We start from the raw sequence: 25288 nt of genomic DNA, 5'->3' as shown, positions 1-25288 counted from the left end.
AGAGTGACGAAAATAAGGAAAAGTCAATCCTTATGAGTCACCTTTAATCCACATGAAGCGGAATTCACAATCTTTATAATCAGGATTCAGTTTAACGAAGGTCGAGCGTAAACGTTTCTCAATCCATTTGTCAACTGCAGTTTCCTGCATGTCAGCCTCTGCTTCCTGCTTGAACAACAGGTAATCGTCTTTGAGGTTCGCCTGGTGAGCTGCCAGTCGTGAATCAAGTTTGTAGATCGCGTATTGCGGGTTTCCTCCTGGTGATTGAATCAAGATAGGTTCAGATACTTCACCTACTTCTAGCTTGTCAAGTACGAGGAATACATTTCGATCCAATTCATCCACACCATGCTTCATACCCCCAACACGGAAGTTGGCTACACGCCCACCTTGATTTCGCGTGTCTTCATTTGTTGAGAAGCGAATAGCTGCTTGCTCAAATGTCAATGAGTCAGCGCGAATGGCCGTTGCGATACTATCAATCTTTCCCTCTGTATAAACCAAGGCATCATCACTCACTGTAGGGGAGAACAACACGTGACAACAGCTAAATACTTGTCCGCGCTTATCGGTTGGCTTCAGGAAGTGGAATCCAAATTCAGTCTCGAAAACCGGTGAGAGCTGCTCGAGCTCTGTTGAGTACACCATTTCTTCAAATGCCGGTACGAACGCACCTTTGCTGATGTTCTGATAGCAACCTCCCTTGTACTTCGATCCTGGATCATCAGAGAATCGGCTTGCCGCCAGGTTGAAACGCATTTTACCGTCGGCTACAAGTGCACGAACAGAATCTGCTTGATTTCGTTTAGCAGCGACCTCCTGCGGGGTAGGTGCCGGCTCAATAATGATCATACTGTATTCAACCTGCTCACTGATCAGTGGGATACTGTCTGTAGGCATGTTATCGAAGTACTCTTTCACCTGTTTTGGAGTAGCAGTAACTCGGCTTTGAAGCTGGTACTGCATCTGCTGAATCAGCAGCTGCTCTTCAATTGGTTCACGGAATTCATCACGCCATTGCGCCACAGATTTCCTGTATTCAGCCTCAAAGGCTTCCACGGAACCAAAAAGCTGCATGTAGTAAGCAAGACGCTTTTCGATTTCTGATTGGATCTGCTGTTCCGTGACTACCAAACTATCTAAGCGTGATTGGTGTAACAAAAGGCGAGAGAACAATAGACCCTCAATAGACACGCAACGAGAATCTCCATCTGGGTCAACTCCCTGGAGTCTTTGTTGAAGGAGATCATTTTCAAGATCACTCTGAAGAACGATTTCGTTCCCGACTACTCCGATAATACGATCAATGATTTCACCCTGAGGCTGCGCAAAAGCGGCAACGCTCCAAAGTAGGCTAATCGTTATAAGCAACGCTGTCTTATTCATTGTCTGTCATTTTTTCGACCTCGTTTCTCGCTAGGGCATCTTTGTACAACTGCTCGCGCATGTTGGTCAGTAATTCCTTCTTCCGTTTGTTGATGATCAGGTTGCGAATTTGATCTTCAACAAGGTCTATCGGAGAAACGCCATCTTTCAACTTATAGTCTAAGACGGATACGAAGTACATTTTGTCACTTTTCTCGAATTCGGTCGAAGGCTTTTTCTTCAAAAAGCTCTCTACATTATAGACTTCTAGGGGTACTTGCTGTAAAAGGTCTTCAAAGTACATCCATTCTTCCACATCCACGTAATAGCTCGCGCCATAATCAACGCAGAACTGCTCAAGTTTTACCAAATCTTCTGATTCTTCACTCTCAAAGAGCTTGCGAAAACGTTTGAGTTTGGGAGTGTCTTTTGCCAGAATACAGAACTTGACCTTGACGATGTAGTCATTAAGACTGAAGATCTCTTGGTTCTGTTCGTAGTAGGCGTTGACCTCTGCTTCCGTGAGGTTTGTGTCTAGTCGTTGCTGAACAAAGGTGTTTTCATACGCATAGGTGAGCAGCGTATTCCGGTAATTCTCGAGCTCTTGCTCAAACTTCTTTTCTTCTTCGGGAAGATTGGTTTCAGCTGTGTGAAGCATGACCTGAAGCTTGAGCCAATCATTGATGTAGCGCTCGGCCAACATAATGCTGTCTTCTTCACTCGATTGATCAGGGATAATGGCACTCAGCTCTTCCCACGTCAATGTTTTGTCGTAGGCACGAGCCACACCATCAACTACATGTTCAGTTGAGGCTTCCTCCTTCGGTTGGCAGGCAAGAAATAATATGGAACAGGCGATCAGCGCGTATCTGATCATTTGATCATGTAAAGTACCTCGCGATTAACTTGGTAGCTGTACTTAGCACGAAGCTCTTCGATCCACTGTTGCTCAAGGCTGTTCTGGTACTCAGCAGTGATCATACCACGTGCTTCGTTCAGTGCCTTAGGAGTTGGAGCAATGAGTTCGTTGACTTGGATCAAAACGATTTGACCGTTCATTTCAACTTCTGCGATTTCGCCTGAAACTAGCTCGGCTTTCGCAAAAAGTTCTGCTTTATCAGAACGTTCCCAAGTACCTTCTTCCAGGCTCAAGTTGAGTGAAGATGTCTTGTTAAGCTCGTCTTTGATTTCAACAAGTGTTTTTCCGCGCTTTAGCATCTTGCGAACTGACTTTGCAATCTTCTTGTCAGCGCAAGTGAAGATGGTTCCATTCACGCGTTCTTCCCACATGAAGTTCATCTTGTTTGCTTCGTAGAATGCCTCAAGACCAGTAGTGTCTTTTACTGCTTTCGACCACACTTTACGATCTGTCAGTTCGAATAGAAGGATACCATCGTGATATTCGTTCATCAACAAACGGAAGTCATTGTACTTGCGCTCAAGTTGGCTGTCTTCGTAGCTCATCAGCTCACGCTCGATGTACTTATTCAACTCGCTATCTACGATCTCACGTCCGGTCATATCACGACGACGAATCTTCGAAGTATTCAAGTGTTCGTAGAAGTCTTTCGCTGTATATACGTTTCCATCAATAGAGAATAGCTCTTTGCTGAGCTTCTTCATTTTCTTCACCTTGATTCCGTTGCTTCCAACAAAAGCACTATCGTCATCTGCTGCTTTGTAGATGTCTTTTAGTGACTTGGTGATTGGATTTACACCGTACTCAGCTTTCAACTTATTGATGAAACTCTGCTTTGTAAGCTCGGCACGAGAATCGCGGCTCACACGCTTGCGAATGTCTGACTCTTGCGAAGCGAAATCAGGCACTCCACGGTATTCTAGTCGCTTGATGATGTGCCATCCATAAGTCGTCTCTACAGGTTCGCTGATTTGTCCGTCTTCTTTCAATGCGAAAGCTGCATCTTCGAACTCTTCAACCATCTTACCTGTTCCGAACCAAGGAAGCTCACCGCCATTGCGTGATGTACTTGCATCTTGCGAAAAGCGCATTGCTAGCTCACCGAAATCAGATCCTTCTTGAAGCATCTTGTGAATCTCACGTGCTTTGTTCTCTGCTTCTTGTTTTGCTTGAACGTCGTTCTTGTCTTTGTGACGAACCATGATGTGCGCTACGCGAATTTCTCCGCGTGCATCACGCTTGTCGTGCACCTTTAGAATGTGGTATCCATAACGTGTACGCACTGGTTGACTTACTTTTCCTACCTCTGTAGTGTAGGCAGCATTTTCGAATGGAAATACCATTTGGAACGCTGTGAACCAACCAAGGTTACCTTCGTTTTCACGAACACTTGGGTCTTCCGAACCTCCTTTTGAGGTTGCAACCGCCGCAAAATCTTCTCCACCTTCAATACGCTTACGCAATTCCATGATGCGGTTGTACGCCTTCAAGGTATCTTCCGGAGTCGCATTTTGGTCACACTTAATAAGAATGTGGCTTGCGTTTACTTCTTGCGACTTGCGCTCGAACGCTTCCTGAACCAATTCGTCCAAAAGCTCATTGTCAATCAAGTAAGGACGAGAAAGCTGCTTGCGGTAACCTTGTAGTTCGCGCTGGAATGCAGCATTTGTATCCAAACCTTCTTCAACTGCTTCTCTTACTTTCAGCTTGAAATTGATGAAGAGTTCCATGTACTCATCTAGTGATGCTTGAGTGATCACAGAGTCACGGTTATTCTTCATGAAGATTGCTTCAAAGTCGGACAGTGTTACTTGTTCGTCCTCAACAGTTAGTACAATTTGGTCGCCGTTCTGCGCTAGCGCGGAAAAGCTAAGTAGTACACTGAATAGGAGAGAAAAAACAATTGTTGATCTAGTCATGATCAGAAAGCATTATTTGGTTGGAGCGCAAAAGTACGGATTCTCAGGTAAGCTTAACGGATGCTGTAGTTAGGAGCTTCACGTGTAATAAAGACATCGTGAGGATGGCTTTCTTTGATACCTGAATTGGTAATACGCACAAATTGTGCCGTTTGTAGGGTTTCTATATCTGAAGCTCCGCAATATCCCATACCAGCGCGAAGTCCTCCAATAATCTGGTACATCACTTCCTGTACAGTTCCTTTGTAAGGAACCCTACCACTAATACCTTCTGGAACGAGCTTTTTGATATCGTCTTCAGCATCTTGGAAGTAACGATCTTTTGATCCTTTCTGCATCGCTTCAATGGATCCCATGCCACGGTACGACTTGAAACGACGTCCTTCATAGATGATTGTCTCACCAGGAGATTCTTCTACACCCGCAAGCATAGAACCTACCATCACTGTGTTTCCACCACCGGCAATTGCCTTGACGATATCACCTGTGAATCGGATACCTCCATCAGCAATCATTGGAACTCCTGTTCCTTTAAGGGCTTCAGCAACTTCCATTACTGCATAGAGTTGTGGAACACCCACACCTGCGATCACACGCGTTGTACAAATTGATCCAGGGCCAATTCCTACTTTCACCGCGTCTGCTCCGTGGTCTACCAGTGCTTTTGCCGCTGCGGCAGTAGCGATGTTTCCACAAACGATGTCGATTTCAGAGAACTTGTCTTTAATCTGACGCAAGGTGTCTAGCACTCCACGGCTATGTCCGTGTGCTGTATCAACGATCAGCGCATCAACTCCCGCATTCACCAATGCTTCGGCTCTTTCCATAGAATCTGCGGTCACCCCGATCGCAGCTGCTACGCGTAGTCGTCCGTATTGGTCTTTACACGAGTTTGGATATTCCTGAAGCTTGATGATGTCTTTGTAGGTGATAAGTCCAACAAGTGTGTTGTTGTCGTCAACTACAGGGAGCTTTTCAATTTTGTGATTCTGAAGGATTGACTCTGCCTTTGAAAGGTCAGTTCCTTCTTGCGCAATGACCAAGTTCTCGCTTGTCATTACTTCTTTGATCGGACGAGACATTTCCTTTTCGAAACGGAGGTCTCGATTGGTCACGATACCAACCAATTTACCTTCCTTATTCGTGACAGGAATTCCACCGATCTTGTTTTCTGCCATTAGTTGCAAAGCATCACCAACAACAGCACTTTCATGCACGGTCACCGGATCTTGGATCATTCCGCTTTCCGAACGCTTCACCTTACGAACTTCGTTCGCTTGTTGCTGAATCGTCATGTTCTTGTGGATCACGCCAATACCGCCTTGACGAGCCATGGCAATGGCCATTTTTGACTCTGTTACGGTATCCATCGCAGCTGCTACTACAGGAGTGTTCAGTGTGATGTTACGTGTGAACTTTGATGAAATGTTGACGTCGCGTGGAAGAATTTGCGAATACGCGGGTACGAGCAGGACATCGTCATAGGTTAAACCTTCACCTACGACCTTGTCATTCTTGTTAAATCCCATGGGCTTTTTAGAAAATTGGGGGTGTGCGAGAAAAAAAGTTGTGCAAAGGTACAAAAAATGCAGACCCTAACTCGCTAGTCTTCGGATGCCTTAAGCATGACTACGGTTCCTCTTCTTTCGTAGAGTCTACCGGCACCATCAGCTACAGAAATGTAGTAGGCGTACATGCCTTCGCGGACGAATTCTCCGCGGTAGGTGCCATCCCATGCTTCTTCGATTTGATCGGTTTCGAAGATGAGGTTACCCCAACGGCTGTATATCTGCATGCGATAGTTGTCGAAGTCAGCAAAAGAAATCACTGGGCGGAACTCTTTGTTGAATCCATCTACAACAAAAGCATTTGGAATCCAGATAACTGGCTCCTGCGTGATACAGAGCTCATTACTGATCGACCCTTCAGGTAAGAAAACTCCACCAGGGATCTCACTAGCGAAGATTTGGTAACAAAATTCTCCTTCGGTGTAAAGCAGGTCGCTTACGTCGTCTTCGAAGAAGTTGACTGAGCCTGGCACAGATCCCAGAATCTCCACCGGACCTCCGTCGATTGTTCGTGTGATCTGATACTGATCAACACCTTCTTGCCAGTCTTCGTAGTGACTCCAAATAAGTGTGTTGACGAGTTGATCTGTATTCGCCAAACCATCTAAAAGAATGGTCTTACCGATATTGGTTGAGTCTACCACATCACCACAGTTGTTCAGTACCTTGATTCTGTATGTATAGCTTCTTTCTCCTGTGTCAACGTCAGTGTCAACGAAGGTGATTTGAGGAGAAGCGACCGCGTCTTGAGAATCGATTTCTTCGAATTCGTTGAAGATTGGATTCAAACGTTCAAGAACATAGGTATGCGGCGTTGCCACGGTAGCGTCAAGATCTGCAAGCACTTCAATTTCATTCGGACCATTCACAGAAGCACGTCCAATTCTTGTTTGATCCGGAGAATCTGGATAAGCCAGGGTAGCCGTTCGGTTATTTGAAGCGGCGTTATTGATCAGATCATTAGAGAAGGCGCGAACTCGGTAACGGTAGGAGCTCCCCAAAGTGGCTCCTTCATGCACGTATGTGTTGTCGGTTCCTGGAAGTGTTGCCAATAGTACCGAAGGGTTGAAAACCCCACTACCTGGATCTGGTTCTTCAGCTGCATATACTTCGTAGTACGCAACACCCGTATTCCATCCTTGGTATGCAGTCCACACGAGGTTGACTACATCTGTGCAGCTTTGCCAAGTGTGTGTGAGGTAGATAGAGCTTACACAATCAAGATTCGCAGCCCCTGGGTCTGGTTCTCCGAAGTTGGTCAAACAATCATCAAATGCGGCGATGTTGTATTGTTCTGGTCCGAGATTGGCATCAGAGTTCGGGTTTACCCACGTGGTGATGTTTGGGTCGAAGATGGTATCCAAAGGCATGGGGTTCAAACCAGGAATACATTCGTAGAGAATGTATCCACCCACATCAATCACTGGGGGAATGCTCCATGAAATGGAAGCATCATTCGTAAGACTGTCAACTGAAACGCTGGTGATAACCGGCGCTGGAGGATCAATTTGATCCTGGAAAGTTCCGCCTGAAATATTTGAGAAGTGATCGCAAGGACCACCATCGCTGTAGCGAATCTGAAAGTTCAAATCTGCGGTGCAGGCAGTTACTTCATAAGTGTAGCTGTTCGTCAAGCTAGCAGGGAATTCCGCAATGATATTCCATTCACCTACTGGATATTCCATGAAAACAGTAAAGTCTCCTGGAAAAAGGGCTGGATCTAGTGCCTGAGGGTAGTTCCAGTTTAATTCCACTGTTCCGGGAACAAGACCTGGAACAGCTGAAAGTAGCATGGAGCACAGTGTATCGGAACTAACCGACGTTTGGTTGTTTCCGTCGTTAGATGTGGTCTGGAGGAAATAACAGGTTTGAGCAATGTTTCCATCGACTCCAGGAACGATCATATTTGTAGTGGCATAGTTGCCAATTGTCGAAACGAGTGTTTCTGTATCTGTGCCTACATCGTAGCTGTAAACGGTGTATGCTGTAAACTCGTTGAGAGGATCATTGGGTTCTGTCCAAGAAAGTGTGACGGAACCATCGATACCTACAGAAATACAATCAAAGCTCGGAGGGTCTAGCTGCGCTGATAACGCATTGACGCCAAAGCAAAAGACGATGAAGACTCCTATGAATTTGAATGTTCTAGGCATAAACAAGTGCAAAATTAGGCACTTCTGTAAGCATAACGCATGGAATCGCATTGAATTTTACGAACGTCCCTGCTAATAAATAGACTGAATACCACTGTTAATGGTTGCCTATGTGAGTTGGAAGCGGTCTCCCAGCCCTTGCGGGTTCATTCTTCTATAATCAGAAATAATCTCCTTCACGATATCCTCAACGCTCAGGATTTCATCGATTCGAGATGAAACCTGACCGATTTCAAGTTCTCCTTCCTGAAGGTCGCCTTCAAACATACCTTTCTTGGCTCGGCCTCTGCCAAGAAGCTCTTTGAGCGTTTCCGCGCTAGCGTCATTGGCATAAGCCTCACGAACTGCAGACAGAAAACCACCCTCAAGAAGGCGCACTGGAGTTAGCTCTTTCAAGGTCAGCTCTGTTTGACCTTCACTGGCCTCAACAACACTAGATTTAAAATTTTCGTGTGCAGAAGATTCTTTCGAAGCCACGAAACGACTGCCAATTTGAACGCCGTCAGCGCCCAGAACCATGGCGGCAACCATGCTTCGTGCATCGGCAATACCTCCAGCGGCTGCCAATGGAATTTCGATGGCATCAGCCACTTCAGGAATCAAGCACATCGTTGTTGTCTCCTCCCTACCGTTGTGCCCGCCCGCCTCAAAACCTTCAGCAATAATGAAGTCAACTCCGGCATCCTGCGCCTTGAGAGCGAATTTTTTTGATGAAACGACGTGTCCTACAATCACCCCCTTAGACTTCAGTTCTGAAGTCCACTTTTTGGGATTGCCGGCACTCGTAATTACCACCGGAACTTCCTGCTCCAGAATGGTCTTGATGTGTTCTTCAATCTGTGGGTAAAGGAGCGGTAAATTCACCGCAAAGTTGGTCTCACCAGCCGCTTTACATTTGGCAATATGACTTAGCAAAACCTCTGGATACATTGACCCTGCGCCGATTGTGCCAAGAATTCCAGCTTTGGAAGATGCGGCGGCTAGTTCCCACCCACTACACCAAACCATTCCGGCTTGAATGATCGGGTATTTGATGTTCAGAAGCTGACTTAGTCTATTCATAGGAAGCGAATTTTAGCATCACGAAGAGGAAACAAATGTGGGAAACTTTCGTAACCCATGTCAGACGAATTCAGCTCTAAGTGACTACTAAAGCCAAAAAGAATTCGATGAATGATTTTGAAACCGATTCCAAAGAGCTATTTTTGTTCTTTACAATGAATCTTAATCATTTGGTAATGAAGCGACTGCTATACTTATTGTTGCTAACAACCTTGACTCTCAGCGCCGATGCCCAGTATAAGTGGGAGTACGGACTAATGGTTGGTGGCGCAAATTACCTTGGAGATATTGGAGGGAAGGAGCAAACCAGACGTGATTTCGTTTGGGATATGCACTTGAACCAAACCAACATCGCTATTGGTGCTTACACCCGTTACAAGATTTCTAAGCGTCTAGCGGTATTTGGTGCATTCAACTACTTGCAGATTAATGATGCCGATAGTGAGTCTACCAACCCAGCTCGTCGCGCTCGTAACTTGAACTTCCGTAACCGCATGCTTGAGCTTCAAGCTCGCGCAGAGTTGACAATCTTCTACGATAACGACGTCGGTGGAAAAGGATACTACAACCCTGATTTCCGTCTATACATCTTCGGAGGTTTCGCGGGATACCGCAGTAACCCACAGGGGCAGATCCTATTTGATCCAAATGATCAGTTTGATGATGTTTGGTACAACCTACGTGACTTCCAAACGGAAGGAGAGGAGTACGGTCAGTTCGGATGGGCAATCCCTGCAGGTCTTGGTCTTTACTTCACGTTCGACAAGACATGGAGAATCGGATGGGAGTTGAGCTGGAGAACAACTGGTTCAGATTACCTTGATGACATTTCAACGACTTACGTTGACCCTGCATCATTGCCATCGGATGAGGCTCGTGCCTTTGCTAGCCAGACAAACCAGCAATTGATTCTTGATATCGACGATCCAGACGCTGGTTCGGTGAATGACCACCAGTACCAAGAAGGATTCAGCACAAAGCGTGGTGATCCGACGAACAACGATAGCTACTTGACTACACAGTTTACTGTTGGTCGTGTTATCCGCGGACGAAGCCAATTCTACCGTAAGAAGTACAGCTGGCTGCGTAACCGCACAGGTTCAAGAAAATCACGTGCGAAGTTCTAAGAAGAACGCACGATAGAATATTTAAAGCGCTTTCCGAAGGGAAGGCGCTTTTTTTTATGCTCCTTTTTTAATGAATTGAGAAAGCTTAGAAAGTGGCTTTCTAATGAGCGTGAAAGCTCCAGGGGTTAAACCGTTCATCTTCCATGCGCGACGGTCTTCCTTGTTCGCTCTGATGCGATTTTTGAGAGTAACGTTACTTTCTCCTCCTTCACGCATACGAGTGATGACACGTGGCAGGTAGGTAACCGAAATCTCGTTCTTGTGGATGAAGCGCAACATCAGTTCGTAATCAGCAGCAGAGCGGAGCTCCAATGAGTAGATGCCGAATTGATCGTAACATGTCTTCTTCACGAAAAAGGTAGGATGCGGTGGCATCCATCCCTTGCGGAATAAGCCTGGTTTGTACTCTCCTGCCTTCCAGTATCTAATGACCTTATCAGTTTGATCACGGTTGACATAGGTAAGATCTGCATATAAGCCGTCGCTGCCTGTTTCTTTGAACCTAGCTACAACCTCAGAAATGACCTTTTCATCGGCATAGAAGTCATCGCTGTTCAAGATGCCAATGACATCACCAGTGGCCAATTTGACTCCTTTATTCATGGCGTCGTAGATGCCTTTGTCTGGTTCACTTACTACTTTGGCAATACCATCTCGGTGTCGTTCAACGATTTTCATGGTATCGTCTTTTGACGCACCGTCAACTACAATGTATTCGATATCAGGGTAGTCTTGAGCAATGACTGATTTGATCGTGTCTTCGATCGTTTCAGCGCTGTTCCATGCAATAGTGATGATCGATACTTTCATGAGTTGATCTCTCTGTTACGTACGAATTGAGCAGGATTGCCTTGATAGATCTTGTATGCTTCAAGATCATGAGTGGCTACAGAATTAACGGATAGTATCGAGTGAGACCCGCAGGTCACTCCCGGACAGACTACGGAATGGGCTCCCACCCATGCACCGTCTTCTATAGTGATGTCTCCGACCATCAAGTCGAAGGCAGCCTTTTTGTAATTGTGGTTTCCGCAAAGGAGCATTGACCCTTGCGAGAGGCATGCATTGGCACCAATCTTTACCACACCAAGGTTGTCAATCCATACCTTCTCACCGATCCACGTGTGGTCACCGATCGTGAGCTTCCATGGGTACTTGATATTGACCGCGGGTTTAATCACTACCCCAGCGCCTACCTTGGCTCCAAAGAGGCGTAGCAAAGCGACTTTCAATCCAGAAATCGGCATCAAAGGATTGATGAAGAACAAGACATTGACGATGTACCACAGTGCTCGCTTAATTGCTGAGCCTGGTTGGTACCAATCATTGTTGAATTGACTGAGGTCTGTTTTACCCTGCATGTTCAAATAGTCTCTTGTTGGCTGTGATTGCCGTTTCGTCATTCGCTACGGAACTTCCGAGTGCGTATGCTCCATCGGTCCAATGAAGGTAAGTTTCGTGATCCATGTTCAAACACTCAGTCAGTGTTGTTTTCCACGGATCGTCCTTTAATGGTACGGCCCACCCAGCTTTTGTATTCGCCAGATCTTGCCAAGGAGTCATGTCGCTAATAATCACAGGAACTCCGGAAAGTAGCGCTTCCGCGATAGCGTGACCAAAGTTCTCGCCCAAGGTAGGGAGGTAGAAGAAATGTTGGTCGTTGAATTTTTCCGGTATTAATGAAGGGGGAATCTCACCTTTGAAGTCGATGGAAATGGTTTTCAAGGCAGCGGCGGCCTCTTTGCATGCCTGCAAATAGGCTTCGTCTTGCATGGTGCCATACACATCCCACTGTATGGTTTGTCCGTCAAAGTTGGCGAGGTATTCAATCCCGCCGAGAATATTCTTCTCCTTGCTTACCCTTGCTACCGTGATGAGTTTCATTTCGCCGGCAGTCTTCTGAGGTATCCGTTCTCTTTTTTTCGCTGAACGCGGAAGATTGGGAGCGACCGTGACTTCAACTTTCTTCCCAAAGTGTTGATGAACTTCAGCTGCCTCGACATCATTCGTTGCATGCCAACGAATGCCCTTGAACCAGCCAAGCATTTTGGAAGTAGCAAGGAATATCTTCTTCTTTCGAGCCTTCACCGAAAGTGCCCCCGGCTTCAACATGCCTCGCGGAGCTAGAATCACCTTCGGTGCACCTTTGATCTTTTGAATGGTTCGAACCGGTGTCAAAGCATACTTCGGACTAAACAAGCTATTGACATACACCGAGTCATAGTTGTCTTCCGCGATGATCGTGCGAATGTCGTCAGCAGATGGACCTTCCGTATCAAAATACTTCACGCGAACTCGGTCGTTGCGAATCACCCAAGTATTCGTGGGAAGATCGTAAGGCGTGTCAGAGTGATGGTCGTAGATGGAAGTGACGATCGAAAAGCGATAAGGTAGTCGCTCAACCAGGTTGGCAATTGATTGGATCGGACCTCCAGCCTTGTAGCCTGGAAGGAACCAATCAATGAAAATCAATATGTGTTTTTGATCACTCAATGCCGTGCTCTTGTAGCCAGTTTTCAAGTACTACGAGGTGCCAAACACGTGACCAAGTGATAAACTTGCTGCCGTTCAAGAACGATCTCCACGTTTGGTCAATTCCACGAGCGTTGAAGTACTCGCGCTCACCAAGACGTTGCAATTTTTCTTCGCAGAAAGAGCGAAGTGTTCCTTTCATCCACTGTTCCCAAGGAAGGGTGAAGCCCATCTTAGGACGATCGACGATTTCTCTTGGCAAGAGAGTACCTAGAGAATCATCCAGTAATTTCTTCGGTGTATGCGGATACTTTTCAGGGTCAGCAACCCCCATGACATACTCTACCAACTCGTGATCGAGGAATGGTACACGAACTTCGAGTGCATGTGCCATACTCATCTGATCTGAGTCACGAAGAAGTACATTTTGCATGTAGGTTCTGATCTCTGCGTATGAGATTTTACTGAGGTAATTCAAGCTGAAGGCTGGCATATCTTGCGCCATTTCTTCGAGCAGGAACTGGTGTACCGCGTTCTTTGGGAGTTTGCCTTTCACCAAGGCTCCAACTTGCTTTTCATCAAGCGCCTGTCTTGAATACGGATAAAAGTATTCGAGATCTAGGTAATCTTCTTTCAGAATGGATGCCGTCTTACGACTCGCAATCGACGGTTTCGCTAGTTGAAGTCCACGTCCGGCGAAGGAACGTAAGAACTTCGGAAAGCTCATCACCCAACGTTTGTCGAGCAGGGCAGTTGCTTGGGTAAAGATGCCGTACCCAGCGAATAATTCATCACCACCCAATCCTGAGAGTGCCATGGTGATTCCTGATTCTTTGGTCACCTTACTTACGACATAAGTATTTGGTCCATCTCCGCTCGGGTGATCCATCGCCTGGAGGGCATCTGGAATCATCTGGAGGAAGTCGTCGGCCTTTAATCGGATTTCTGTATGTCGCGTATTGAACTTCTTAGCGATCATTTCTGCGTATACCCCTTCAGAGAATTCTTCCTCATCGAAAGTCACACTGAACGTACTCACCGGGTGGTCTGTTACTCCAGCCATCAATCCCACGATCGCGCTAGAGTCGATTCCACCAGAAAGAAAGGCACCAAAAGGGACATCCGCTCGCATGCGCATTTCAACGCTGCGGTGTAATGACTCATTAATGTTCTTAAGAATGCGATCGCGGCCATCAATGATTTGCTTTGAAGAGGCAGCCAAGTGCCAGTAATGCTCATTGATGGTCTCACTATCAGTGATCAGCATGTAGGTGCCTGGTTCGAGCATCTGTACTCCTTCGATCATTGTTCTTGGAGCGTGAACCGTTTGATAGCGCAAGTAGTCAACCAGAGCCAACGAATCGACTTTCTTTTTGACAAGGTTGCTCGAAAGAAGGGCGCGCATTTCACTGGAGAATACCAATCCATTGCCTTGCCAAGCAAAGTAAAGTGGTTTGATCCCCATTCGGTCTCGTGCGATGAGAAGTGACCGTTGGTCTTCGTCCCAAAGCGCAAAAGCGAACATTCCATTTAACTGGAGCAAGCAGTCTTTTCCCCACTTGCGGTACGCTGCTATGAGCACTTCAGTATCAGAACCCGTCTTGAACGGGTAGTCAGCCAATTTGGCCTTTAATTCGATGTAGTTGTAGATCTCTCCGTTGAAAACGAGGGTCTGTTTTCCGTCGAATGAATGGAAAGGTTGGTTACCGGCGTCGCTGAGATCAATAATGCTGAGGCGTCTGTGGCCAAGCGCCACGGTGTCATTGACGAAACTGCCTTCTGCATCTGGCCCTCGATGTGCCAGTCGGTCATTCATGACCTTAATCGTTGCCGCTGGGTCTGCGACATGTTTGAGGTCTACAATCCCGTTAATTCCGCACATTCGCTACTGGGTTAAAAGCATCAATAACTCTTAATAGGCCTTGATCCAATTCTGTGAGGTCATCTTTCAAGATGGAACGCATGAGTGAAATGTCAGGTTTGCGACGGCTCATGTCTCCTTCTTTCAAGGCTGGAAGGTGAACGATCTGTGATTGGCTGCGGCTCAAGCGGATAATTCGTTGGGCAAGTTCGAGTATCGTGATTTCGTGGTCGCTTCCAATATTGACCACTTCGTTTCTGAAGTCGTCGCTATGCGCGATGCGGTAACATGCCTCTACGTTATCGTCGATGTAGCAAAACGTTCTTGTTTGCATGCCATCGCCATAGATGGTTATATCTTCATTAGCCAAAGCGGCTTTGATGAACTTCGAGATTACGAAGTCATCGCTTTGGTGTGGTCCGTAGGTATTGAAGAATCGGAAGATGCTGTATGATAGGCCGTATTCCTTCTCGTAGGCTTTGAGCCATGCTTCCCCTGCATTCTTGACAATGGCATAAGGTAGCCTTGAGTTTAGTGGTGTGGTGTGCTCATTTTGAGGGATTTCAAAAGGCTCTCCATAAACTTCCGAAGATGAACTGTAAAGGACGCGTTTAACACGACCGTTTTTGCAGAGATTCAGGATGTTTCTGATTCCATCAATGTCGTCAAGCACTTTCACTGGGTTGTTCAAAGTTCGTTGAACCCCTACCAAGGCGGCGTAGTGAAAGACCATGTCAAATCGCCATGAGAAGAACACTTCTGAGATGTCGCGGTAATTGTTGACATCACATTTCACGAAGTGAATATTGCCATGTGGCGAGTTTGGAATATTCTCTGGCTTTCCGGTCACGAAGTTGTCTACGATGACCACAGTATTCGCTGGGTCTTCAGCAAGCCTCGCGGCCATGGAGCTTGCGATAAAACCTGCTCCTCCAGTTACAAGAATGTTTGACATCTCGGGTGGTTTAGTCATCAATGAAGGTAAGAAGTCTTTCCTTCCAGATGGTAGGTGTTAGTGAACTAGAGATCTCGTGGCTTCTTTTTCCCATTGCCGTTAGGGTTTCATCGTCCATGGAGGCAATCTTCTTCATGGCTTCAAAGAGGTCTTGTTGATCAGCTCCGTTGAAGGTAAACCCGTTCTCGCCTTCTTTGACAAACCATGAGGCAGCGCCTACCGCCTTCGAACAGATCAATGGGAAACCTGCTGCGGCCATCTCATGAATCACCACACCCCATGGTTCTTTGTGGCTTGGTAAAACAAACACACCTGCTTTTTCTAAAACAGGAGGGAAGTCAGAAGGCTGAACAAATCCTAAATGTTCGATGCCATCTGCCTCTATTCGCTGATCCCATAGATCACCAGTTCCTGCGCAGATCAGTTCCCAATCGGCATACTCTTTCTTCAACTCAATGAAGGCATTCCACAATTCGAAGATTCCTTTAAAATCGAGATACCTACCCACAAAAATGAATCGCTTTGGTAGCTTTTCTTGACGTTCAGGATGGTCATGGTAGAATTTGGAAAAGAAACCGGTATCAGCACAGTAAAAACCATTCTGAATGTCTTCAGCCTTGAAGCCCAGGCGCAGCGCAAATTGACGTTGTGGCTCACCCGGAACCCATGCCGCATCAAAGGTCTTTTTGATCCATGAACGTGCAAGGATCATAGCCGCCCGTTGACGAGGTGTTCCTAGCCATTGATTGTCTAGTAGAACGACCGTCTTCGATTGCTTTTTGACGGCACGCAATGCTTTTAAGTAACCTTTGTCTACCCAGCCTGAAGAGAAGACTACGTCAGGTTGTAGCTTCTTAGTGAATTCGATTAATGACTCGTCGGTAAAATCACTTCGATCGTAGAAGTGCGTACGTTCCAAGGAACGGAATTCAAAAGGGGCTTCCTTGTTGATCGGCCAGCGAACAACATGGACTTCCAATGATTCTTTCTCTAACTCTTGAATACATGCTAAAACATACTCGGCGAGCTCGGTATAGAGGAAGAGCACTTTTTTCATGAAGCCTGAGGAATTGGTGCGAGCTGTTCATTTGGAGATGAACCTTTGTCAATGGCTTGTGCCTCTTCTTCTGTTTCGGCGTTAGCCATAGCCACATTCTTCTTCCGTATGTAATAATACATCCAGAGAAAGAAAGGGAACCCATTAATGAAGTAGTGACCCTGGCGCATAAGATACACGAGGATTACCACCAGAATGGCATTCGACATCAGCCAATTGGTTTCGTTCTGGGATCGATTCTTAGGAACCAGGTTCGACAACACCAGCCAAATCATCACCGAAACTCCGTACAAACCGGTTTCTGACAATAGTCGAAGGAGCATGGAATTTGCATCGGCTTTGTTGAAGTTGATCTGGATCATTCCCGGAGCGTTCGTCAACGAGTAACGGTCAAAGGCCACAGGGTGAGAGCCCAGTCCGGTACCGAAAAGGGTGTTCCTAGAGAAGTTCTCGGTGGCGATAACGTAGTTGTTGTAGAGTACGAAACTCGATCCGTGAACCTCGTTAATGTCTGGCATCTCATCAGAGCTAAACACTTTAGTGGTTCCATCGACTCGCTCTCGGAAATCTTCAATGTTGTTGTAGGCATATTGATAACCGAAGAACCCAAGTGGGACGACGATCACAGCGTACTTGACGAATCCAAAATTCAGAAGCAACAAGAACGCGCTCACGAAGATGGAGATGATACCAAGCGTCGAGAAGGTGAGCATATATGCCGTGATAATCACGATACATTGCCAGTTCTTAATGAAGAAATTCTTCCGGAAGAACAGGTTGTAAATCGACACGAAAAAGGCCGGTCCAACTACCCCTGCGAAGTAGGCGGGCTCTGAGAATATGGAGTTCAATCGAATACCCAACCCACCGGGACTGGTACCCCATTTATTCAGAATCCAGCTGTAGTCAAAGCCTGGACCGAAGCCGACAAAGAAGCTCAACATTTGGAAGAGCCCAATCATGGAGACGACGACGGATCCCTTGAGATACATTTCAAATAAGGTGTCTACATCATACTCAAAGGCCTGTAAAACATACCTATAGAAGAGTACGGAGGAGAAGAACCCAATGAAGATCTTAATGAATAGTCCGGTCTCGTTGTCACCTACCTGGATGTAGATCAATCCAGAGATCAAGATAGGAGTGAAGAGTAAGACGGGAAGTCGCGGAATTCCGTAACGAACTACATAAATAGGAAAGAACATCACCATCACGAGGTAGGTAATGTACCCCTCGAATGGCGAACGGAATAGAATGTACGAACTCAAGAAGATCGTCAGTAGAATACAGAACCGCGCAAACTTTCCTGTCATGCCTTTTTTGCTTCCTCACCACTAACCACTTTGGTGAACTTCCGTTTCATCCGGATAAAGCGATTTTCAAAGTAGTGATACGAAAGGTACGAAACCAAGAGAGTCAGACCTATAGAAACAACATAGATCGCAACATTCATCAGGAATGATGGTGCTTCATCTGGTGGTAAGAACATCATGAATAGATGCAAAACGCCCACAATGATCAACATGTGGAACATGTAAATTCCATAGCTAATCTTTCCAAGTGTGCTTAGCCACTTACGTTCCAGGCGCAGAATAGAATTCGGATTGGAACTTACGTTCATGATGATGATTAAGAACAATACTGAGTAGGCCAGGTGTACTACATTTTGCACCGCAGCTGGCGTGAAGTACATCAGGAAAGGAATTCCGAGGAAAGAAAGAATCTGAACTGGCTTTGAAAAAATGAAGTTCAGCAAACGTTCTTTTTCGTTGTAGAGATACCATGCTCCGACACCACCGAAAGCCATACACTCGAGCTTACTCATGGCGAAAAACTTGCGCACGTATTGCCAGCCGTTGATATCAGTTACGCTACCAATGACAATCACCATTACCTTGATCATCAGGTAAATCATGAAGAAAGTGATGATCACGCGCAGTGGCTTTTTCGTCTTGCGCATAAGCCAAGGCCAAATGAGGTAGAACTGTTCCTCAACACCGATTGACCAACTTTGACCAATATTCGGGAAGGCCCCGAAAATGGAGTAGGCAATGTTAGGGAAGAAGAGTCCGTAGAAAATCAGGCTCGCCCAGTATGATGTTCCTCCATCAAATGCAGGGCTTTGATACGGGACAAAGAAGAGGTCATCCGGTCCGCTTTGAGGCAATACAAAGAACCCGAGAATGAAAATCAAGTAATACAATGGCCAGATTCGGAAAATGCGGCGCATATAAAAGTCTTTGATTGCCACCGTTCCCGTGGCGTCACGTTCTGCGAAGAGGAGGTAGGTGATCAAGAAACCGCTGAGTACGAAGAAGAAAACCACGCCTAATGGGCCTAATTCCGGTATGATCGGGTGATACCATTCTACGACAGGGTCGTTGATGACCGCTTCAAGCGGAATCGATGTGACAACGGGCTCGCCTTCTTTAGGTCCACTAACCCATTTACCCCAGATGTCAAGCCAACCATGATCGAAGGGATGCAGGTTGCGCATGTACTTCTTCATGAGCTCGATATGCGTGATTACCACGGCAAAAGCTGCGAAGAATCGAAGCCCATTCAGGCCAGGGAAGTAAACGCTTTTTTTCTTTTGCTCAGCCAATTTCTTCGAAGGCTTTTTGGGTTAGCATCGAGACATGTTCCCAAGTGAAGTGTTCCTTCACCTTGGTCAATGCATTCTTTCTTTTCTGGATGAGGTCTTCGTTGCTCGAATTCACCGCTTCTTCAAAGGCAGCTTTGAGTTGCGGCACATTCGCAGGTTCAAGTAACCATCCGCATTTGTTGTCGACTTGGGCTGCTACAGCGCCAACATCAGTCGCAATCACCGCCAAGCCTCGAGCCATACCTTCCATGATGACATTCGGCATGCCTTCAGAGTGCGATGGCGTTACGAGTACTTCGCAATTCTCCATGATTGCTTGAAGCTTCTCGCGTTCCATCACCTTACCGTGGTAGGTTATGCGGTCATCTTTCAATTGTTTCGATGGTGGAATCGGACCAACAAAATCAAAATGGAAAGGAAGACTTGGATCAACAGCGTTGAGGACCTCATTTAGTTCTTCAATCCCTTTTCGTCGTTCGTATCTCCCGATAAACAGGAAGCGACGTTTCTCTGACTCAATTGGAGCAATCATATCTCGACACCAGTTGGCTTCGATGCCCGTCGGAATTTCTTTAATGCGGTCTTTCGAGATACCCAGTCCTTCAACCAACGAAGTGATCTTTCCTCCATAAGAGAAGATGTAGTCAGCGTTCACATTGTTGAATTTCACAGGTCCGCGAAGAAGGTAGTGTTCAAGGCGCACTCGGAAGCTTGGCGCTTTTTGGAACATCTCATAGCCGTGGAACTTCACCGCTACTGGCGGCGCTTTCAAGCCTTTGCGCTTCTTGTCAAGTAGCGCCCATGCAGCGAATCCTTTGGCATAAATGAGGTCAAACGACTGAAGCTCGGCTTCGAGTGATTTGAAGACTTCCATCGAGTAAGCGTAGTTCTCGCGGATATAGTGACCCGGCATTGAACCCATTTGCGGAAAACGAAGAGCAATTGATTTGAAATTGGCACTTTCCTCCAATTCCATAGCTTCCAATACGCCTTCATGCGTTGGCAGCTCTCCTTTCGTTACACAATGGATCAAAGTGACATCCACCCCACGTTTGACAAGAAATTTTGCCAAATAAAAAGAGTGCTTTTGCATCCCTCCAATCACAAAGGGATAAATGCCATCCGTAATGATCGCTATCTTCAAATTAGTCAGTTCTTGATTCGTCAAAGGTCGAAGAATAATGGCCCCAAAAACATGTGGCTACTCCGACTTTTCCATGCTTATACTTGAATATCGTTTCCGTTGAGGGAATTCAAGACTTTCGCTGCCATGGCTTGCCATCGGTGCTCGGTCAATACCTTCGTTTTCCATTGTTCAGCCATGGTGCTGGCTGTTATTTGGTCATTGATGCATTTCGCTAGCGCGGAAGCGATATTCGGTGTGTTTGGTTGAACGAGCAGACCATGTTTGTCGTTTTCCATGACATCGGTCACGGGACTTACGTCTGGTGCAATGACCGTCTTCCCCATCGCTCCGTATTCAAAAATCTTTACCGGTGATCCATACCAGTTCGACGTGGCCATGACACAGATGTCCATGGCGCCAATGTGTGCGAATACCTTGGCATGAGGGATTTTCCCAGTGAATCTTACTTGTTCACCAATTCCAAGGCTGTCCGCCAATGTTTTGAGGCCGTCTAGAATGGCTCCGTCTCCAACAACGAGTAAGGCCTTGTCATCCTGTTTGGCACAGGTCTCTGCAAAGGCTTCAATCAACTGATCAACCCCGTGATAAGGGAAAATGGATCCTACAAAACCAACAACCGTTTTCCCCTCAAGACCCAATTCTTGCTTTGTCTTGTCGATGTGCGATTGGTGGGGTGCTTCGAAATCTGATCGAATCGCATTGGGTGTAATGATTGTTTTGGCCTCCGTTCCGGGTACAACGTTGTTGACGTACTCTTTAAGTGCGCTTGACACCACAACCACTCGATCGGTGTCTTTCAATTGTTGCTTTTCTGCCTTTTTGGCTTTCGAAGTGCCCATACTTCGGCCTTCCATATCAACGCGCTCTTCAGGGTAAGGGGCGTTCATTTCAAGGACGTGTCGAATTCCGAGTTCCTTTGCTACGCGAACGCCAGAAGTCATTCCGTAATAGGCACGCTCGTAGATGAGGTCTGGCTTCACTTTCTCGCAAAGAGCTTTCAATTCCGCGCTAGCGTGATCATCGAAAGCGAAAAGCTGACGATCTTTCAAACTTTGCCACAGGATATTCGGGATCAAGGGCTTAATGCGCTCCTTCAGTCCTTTGGTTTGTGTGCCGCCACCAGAACTTTCTTGGGCGTCAACACCACCCATAATCAAGGGAGTAACTTCGTGTCCTTCTTGCTCAAACCCACGGATCATCTCACGAATATGCACCCCCGGCCCCGCCGGAATATTCAGGTAGATGTTAGGGTGAGGAGAGAAGTAGACGATTTTCATGACAATAGTGCGGCGAGTTCGCGGGCTCTTCGTTTGAGGCTGAACGCCTTGACATCAATGCTTGATTTGGTCTTCAAGTTTCCTTCAGCCAATTCTTTTAAGGTGGCGCCAATGTGTTCTTCACTTCGTAGGGAGACTCCCAGATCATTGTCTTCAATGAAACCAGAAACATAGCCTTCTGCACCTAGATACAGCAGAGGTTTGTTGAATGGCAAGTACTCGAAGAACTTCGTTGTCAGGAAGTTTCGGTTGTGTTCTGCTAAGAATATGAATGCCGCATCTGCACTATTCAATTCAGAGAAAAAATCTTTGCCGATGGTTTCTTTGAACTGAACAAACTTCTCCAACCCTTGGAAGATTTCAGCAAATCGATGATGCGGTGTGTACAAACGAATGTCAAGCTTTGCAGCTAGCAATGGTTGATTCTTAGCGAGGTAACGCAAGGCACGTGCTAGACGCTCCAAATGCCTTTCCATGCCAAGGTAGATCGCTCCGCCGTATACAATCTTGATTTTGTCGTCAGTCTTTTCATGGTCGACAAGGTACTTCTTGAGGTCATCCTTGTCGTAGAAGTGAGGCATGGCCGTGAACTCTGCCTTTGGCTTGATGACAGCCGTAGAGCGAATGTCAGCCAACAAGAATTCATTCGGACAAGTAATCCAATTCGCGTTTTGAAAGAGTAACTCTTGTTTCTCAGTCTCCACGGTCATTCGCTCATCGGTCAGGTCTTTCATGCCGTAGTTCTCAGCAGTAAGCCAAGGGTCGCGGTAATCAGCAATCAAGTTGATTTCTGGAAAGAAGTCTTTTAGCTGAGCGCAGTAATATAGAAGGTTGAAAGGGGCTCCAGTGGCAAGAATGTCAGTGATGCCTTCCTTTTCAATCAAGTTCTTTGCGAAGGGAAGAAAGCGCTTATCCCATCCGATAGCGATGTCGTAAATGGTGCCCTTTTCTTTATTCTTCAATTGATTGACATGGTAGCGGTAACGCAGTTTGTCGACAATGTTTTTCGGTCCGTGTGAAACAACGGTTGGGTAATTGCGCTTTACGGAATGCACCGTAATCGCATTGCGATCAATATCATCTGCCCAACCCGAAGGATCGGTTCCTGAAATTGGATCCGCTTTGATCACGTGAATGTGGTAGCCCAGTTGCGTCAGCCCCTTAGCGAGCTTTGCCCAGCGTCTACCACCAATGCCTGCGTTTGGCGGGAAGTCATAACAAACGAGCAGGAGTTTCTTATCCGCCATAAGAATTGATGGTTTCTACAACGCGATCAATATGCTCATTAGTCATTTCCGGATACATCGGAAGCGAAACAATGCGTTTACATGCCGCCGTAGCTACAGGGAAATCTGCTTCAGTATAGCCCAGATGCGCGTAACACGGCATGAAAGGCATTGGCGTAGGGTAGTGGATCGCATTACCGATGCCATGATCCGCGAGATGTTGTCTCAAACCATCGCGGTCATCATGCTGCACTACATAAAGGTGGAAGACATGACGAGCGCCCTCAGGAACGATTGGCGTTTGAACGCTGCTTTCTTTCAGTAACTCAGTGTAACGAGCGGCATGAGCAATGCGCTCTTCCGTCCATGTCTCAATGTATGGGAGCTTCACATTTAGAATGGCTGCTTGCATTCCGTCCATTCGGGAATTGCGGCCTTCCATGATGTGCTCGTGTTTCTTTGGCTGACCGTGGTTAGCGATCATGCGTGCTTTATTCGCGATCTCTTCGCTGTCGGTCACCATTCCACCGGCGTCTCCGTACGCACCCAAGTTTTTTCCTGGGTAGAAGCTAAAGCTACCTGCGGTTCCAAATGTAGCAATGCGTTGACCTCCCCATTCAGCACCATGCGCCTGCGCACTGTCTTCGATGACGAATAGGTTGTGCTTTTCCGCGATCTCCATGATTCGAGGCATGTTCGCCGGACATCCATATAGGTGCACAGGCATGATACCTCTTGTTTGAGGAGTGATTTTTTCTTCGATCAAGTCTACGTTGATCGTATAGGTTTCGTCTATGTCAACGAATACCGGTGTAGCACCTCTTGTGCCAATAACCTCAGCAGTCGAAATCCATGATAGCGCTGGGATGATTACCTCATCACCTGGTCCTACACCAAGAACATCCAAGAGGATTTCAAGGGAGTCAGTTCCGTTCGCGCAGCTTACTGTGTGCCCTACTTGAGCGTACTCAGAGAAGTTGGCTTCAAAGGCTTTCGCGTGTTTACCGCTGATGAATGCGGTTTCGCTGATGACATTCGCTATCGCGGAATCGAATTCATCTTTGTAGCGCAAGTACTGCGCATGGAGGTCAACAAAAGGTACGTTCATTACCGAAGTTTTTTTGCTGGATTCCCAGCGTAGACGCCAGGCTCCGTGATATCTTTTGTCACTACGCTACCTGCGCCAATCACGACTTCGTCGCAAATAGTGACAGGGAGAATGGTGGCATTGCTTCCAATCGAGACCTTATTCCCGATGAAGGTTTGTTTCCATTTCGTTTGATCGCCTCCGGCCGGTCCTCCATCACTGAACAAGTCATTGATAAACATGACTCCATGTCCGATAAAGCAATCATCACCGATCGTTACCAATTCGCAAATGAAGGTATGCGACTGCACTTTGCTGCGATCCCCTACAACGACTCCTTTTTGAATTTCAACAAAGGGCCCAACAAAGCTGTTGCTGCCGATGCTGCATTCATAGAGGTTGCAAGGTTCAACAACGATGACATTCTCACCGAAATTGACGTCGCGGATTTGTGCTTGGTATTTCTTCGGTTCAGCCATTGGCCATTGCGTTGTAAATGTGTTCGATGGCGTCAATTGATTTCATTCCTTCGAAACCATCTACTGTTTCATTTCCTTCACGGTTTAAGTAGGCGATCAATGCCTTCACCACCTTGTCGTGATTTGAGCTTGTTCCCTGGTACTTACCGTAGGCATTCGGCTTATCTGAGAATTCGATCCCTTCTGGAAGAGGGTATCCTTCTACATCCCAGAATTCAATCTTGTTGAGGTACTTGCCACCGATCTTGATGGTACCTCGCTCTCCTACGATGGTCACTGACCCTTCGTAGTTTTTGTTGTAGACACAAGTTGTCCAAACCAATGAGCCAATGGCTCCGTTAGCGAAGTTCAAGATGGCTACACCGCTGTCTTCTGTTTCAATATTATGATTCTGAGTTTCAGCGTGACACTGAGCTTTCACTACATCACCACACCACCAGATTAATAGATCAATGAAGTGACTTGCTTGAGTGAATAGCGCCCCGCCTTCTTCTTCTTTCACACCTCGCCACGGAGAGTCATCGTAGTACCCTTGGTAACGATTCCATAGGATGTCACACTTGATCATGAAGATCTTACCGAGCATTCCTTTGTCGATCGCATCTTTGGCCAATCGAACAGGAACGTTGTGACGGTTTTGCTTCACGACCCACAGCTGCTGACCGGTTTCCTTTGATACGGCATTCATGCGCTTACAGTCTTCCGTTGTGAGGGCCATTGGCTTCTCAACTAAGACGTCAAAACCAGCACGGAGTGCTTCAATCGACATGTCAGCATGCAACGCGTGAGGTGTGGCAATGTTAATCACATCAGCTTCGATGTTTGCCAGCATTTCCGTGAAATCTGTGTAGAAAGGAAGGTTGTCATAAAGATCAGATTGCTCGCGAGCAGCTTCTTCCTTGATATCACAGATCGCTACGATCTCCGCATTGGGTTCAGCGTCGATCACCGCGATGTGGCGGCGACCAATGCTTCCGCATCCTACAATGGCAAAACGGGTCTTTTTCAT

21 protein-coding genes are annotated in these 25288 nt (G+C 46.6%); 1 reads left to right on the top strand and 20 read right to left on the bottom strand.

Annotation, left to right across the window (positions count from 1 at the left end):
- Positions 1–30: 30 nt before the first annotated feature.
- The 6 genes from RA156_RS12400 to RA156_RS12375 all read right to left on the bottom strand — a co-directional run bounded on the left by RA156_RS12400 (position 31) and on the right by RA156_RS12375 (position 8986).
- Positions 31–1386 carry a peptidylprolyl isomerase gene (locus tag RA156_RS12400; protein WP_306640467.1) on the bottom strand — a complete coding sequence of 452 codons (1356 nt, stop codon included), beginning with the start codon at positions 1384–1386 and terminating at the stop codon, positions 31–33.
- Positions 1379–2242 carry a peptidylprolyl isomerase gene (locus RA156_RS12395; RefSeq protein WP_306640465.1) on the bottom strand — a complete coding sequence of 288 codons (864 nt, stop codon included), beginning with the start codon at positions 2240–2242 and terminating at the stop codon, positions 1379–1381. Before RA156_RS12395 ends, RA156_RS12400 begins: the two co-directional genes overlap by 8 nt.
- Entirely contained in the window at positions 2239–4203 is a 1965-nt protein-coding gene (locus tag RA156_RS12390; protein ID WP_306640463.1) for a peptidylprolyl isomerase, read from the bottom strand. The genes RA156_RS12395 and RA156_RS12390 overlap by 4 nt, the downstream gene beginning before the upstream one ends.
- A 53-nt stretch (positions 4204–4256) precedes the next feature.
- Positions 4257–5732 carry an IMP dehydrogenase gene (gene guaB / locus RA156_RS12385; RefSeq protein ID WP_306640461.1) on the bottom strand — a complete coding sequence of 492 codons (1476 nt, stop codon included), beginning with the start codon at positions 5730–5732 and terminating at the stop codon, positions 4257–4259.
- 74 nt (positions 5733–5806) lie between these two features.
- A complete protein-coding gene (locus RA156_RS12380; protein ID WP_306640459.1) occupies positions 5807–7924 on the bottom strand; it encodes a T9SS type B sorting domain-containing protein in 2118 nt (705 codons plus the stop codon).
- Between the two features lie 108 nt (positions 7925–8032).
- A complete protein-coding gene (locus RA156_RS12375; RefSeq protein WP_306640457.1) occupies positions 8033–8986 on the bottom strand; it encodes an NAD(P)H-dependent flavin oxidoreductase in 954 nt (317 codons plus the stop codon).
- A gap of 176 nt (positions 8987–9162) precedes the next feature.
- Here RA156_RS12375 and RA156_RS12370 point away from each other — a divergent pair, with 176 nt between their 5' ends.
- Positions 9163–10113 carry a DUF6089 family protein gene (locus RA156_RS12370; protein WP_306640455.1) on the top strand — a complete coding sequence of 317 codons (951 nt, stop codon included), beginning with the start codon at positions 9163–9165 and terminating at the stop codon, positions 10111–10113.
- 54 nt (positions 10114–10167) lie between these two features.
- Here RA156_RS12370 and RA156_RS12365 read toward each other — a convergent pair whose 3' ends face one another.
- From RA156_RS12365 to RA156_RS12300, 14 genes are all read right to left on the bottom strand, one after another.
- Entirely contained in the window at positions 10168–10923 is a 756-nt protein-coding gene (locus RA156_RS12365; protein WP_306640453.1) for a glycosyltransferase family 2 protein, read from the bottom strand.
- Positions 10920–11474, bottom strand: coding sequence for a WcaF family extracellular polysaccharide biosynthesis acetyltransferase (locus RA156_RS12360; RefSeq protein WP_306640451.1), 555 nt, complete (start codon positions 11472–11474; stop codon positions 10920–10922). The genes RA156_RS12365 and RA156_RS12360 overlap by 4 nt, the downstream gene beginning before the upstream one ends.
- The gene (locus tag RA156_RS12355; protein WP_306640449.1) at positions 11464–12633 is read right to left on the bottom strand and encodes a glycosyltransferase; all 1170 of its coding nucleotides are present in this window, start codon (positions 12631–12633) and stop codon (positions 11464–11466) included. Before RA156_RS12355 ends, RA156_RS12360 begins: the two co-directional genes overlap by 11 nt.
- Positions 12599–14467 carry an asparagine synthase (glutamine-hydrolyzing) gene (asnB, locus tag RA156_RS12350; RefSeq protein WP_306640447.1) on the bottom strand — a complete coding sequence of 623 codons (1869 nt, stop codon included), beginning with the start codon at positions 14465–14467 and terminating at the stop codon, positions 12599–12601. Before asnB ends, RA156_RS12355 begins: the two co-directional genes overlap by 35 nt.
- Positions 14454–15401 carry an NAD-dependent epimerase/dehydratase family protein gene (locus tag RA156_RS12345; protein ID WP_306640445.1) on the bottom strand — a complete coding sequence of 316 codons (948 nt, stop codon included), beginning with the start codon at positions 15399–15401 and terminating at the stop codon, positions 14454–14456. The genes asnB and RA156_RS12345 overlap by 14 nt, the downstream gene beginning before the upstream one ends.
- 10 nt (positions 15402–15411) lie before the next feature.
- The gene (locus tag RA156_RS12340) at positions 15412–16458 is read right to left on the bottom strand and encodes a glycosyltransferase family 4 protein (RefSeq protein ID WP_306640443.1); all 1047 of its coding nucleotides are present in this window, start codon (positions 16456–16458) and stop codon (positions 15412–15414) included.
- Positions 16455–17771 carry a hypothetical protein gene (locus RA156_RS12335; protein WP_306640441.1) on the bottom strand — a complete coding sequence of 439 codons (1317 nt, stop codon included), beginning with the start codon at positions 17769–17771 and terminating at the stop codon, positions 16455–16457. The genes RA156_RS12340 and RA156_RS12335 overlap by 4 nt, the downstream gene beginning before the upstream one ends.
- A complete protein-coding gene (locus tag RA156_RS12330; RefSeq protein ID WP_306640440.1) occupies positions 17768–19063 on the bottom strand; it encodes an acyltransferase family protein in 1296 nt (431 codons plus the stop codon). The genes RA156_RS12335 and RA156_RS12330 overlap by 4 nt, the downstream gene beginning before the upstream one ends.
- Positions 19056–20135, bottom strand: coding sequence for a glycosyltransferase family 4 protein (locus tag RA156_RS12325; RefSeq protein WP_306640439.1), 1080 nt, complete (start codon positions 20133–20135; stop codon positions 19056–19058). The genes RA156_RS12330 and RA156_RS12325 overlap by 8 nt, the downstream gene beginning before the upstream one ends.
- A 149-nt stretch (positions 20136–20284) precedes the next feature.
- Positions 20285–21487, bottom strand: coding sequence for a glycosyltransferase family 4 protein (locus RA156_RS12320; RefSeq protein ID WP_306640438.1), 1203 nt, complete (start codon positions 21485–21487; stop codon positions 20285–20287).
- The gene (locus RA156_RS12315; protein WP_306640437.1) at positions 21484–22734 is read right to left on the bottom strand and encodes a glycosyltransferase family protein; all 1251 of its coding nucleotides are present in this window, start codon (positions 22732–22734) and stop codon (positions 21484–21486) included. Before RA156_RS12315 ends, RA156_RS12320 begins: the two co-directional genes overlap by 4 nt.
- A complete protein-coding gene (locus tag RA156_RS12310) occupies positions 22724–23821 on the bottom strand; it encodes a DegT/DnrJ/EryC1/StrS family aminotransferase (RefSeq protein WP_306640436.1) in 1098 nt (365 codons plus the stop codon). The genes RA156_RS12315 and RA156_RS12310 overlap by 11 nt, the downstream gene beginning before the upstream one ends.
- The gene (locus RA156_RS12305) at positions 23821–24279 is read right to left on the bottom strand and encodes an acyltransferase (protein ID WP_306640434.1); all 459 of its coding nucleotides are present in this window, start codon (positions 24277–24279) and stop codon (positions 23821–23823) included. Before RA156_RS12305 ends, RA156_RS12310 begins: the two co-directional genes overlap by 1 nt.
- Entirely contained in the window at positions 24272–25288 is a 1017-nt protein-coding gene (locus RA156_RS12300; protein ID WP_306640432.1) for a Gfo/Idh/MocA family protein, read from the bottom strand. Before RA156_RS12300 ends, RA156_RS12305 begins: the two co-directional genes overlap by 8 nt.

The organism is Sanyastnella coralliicola, from assembly GCF_030845195.1.
GTDB classification, from domain to species: Bacteria; Bacteroidota; Bacteroidia; order Flavobacteriales_D; family Sanyastnellaceae; genus Sanyastnella; species Sanyastnella coralliicola.
The sequence above is the reverse complement of the archived record's forward strand: the minus strand, read 5'-3'. Positions and strand labels throughout refer to the sequence as shown.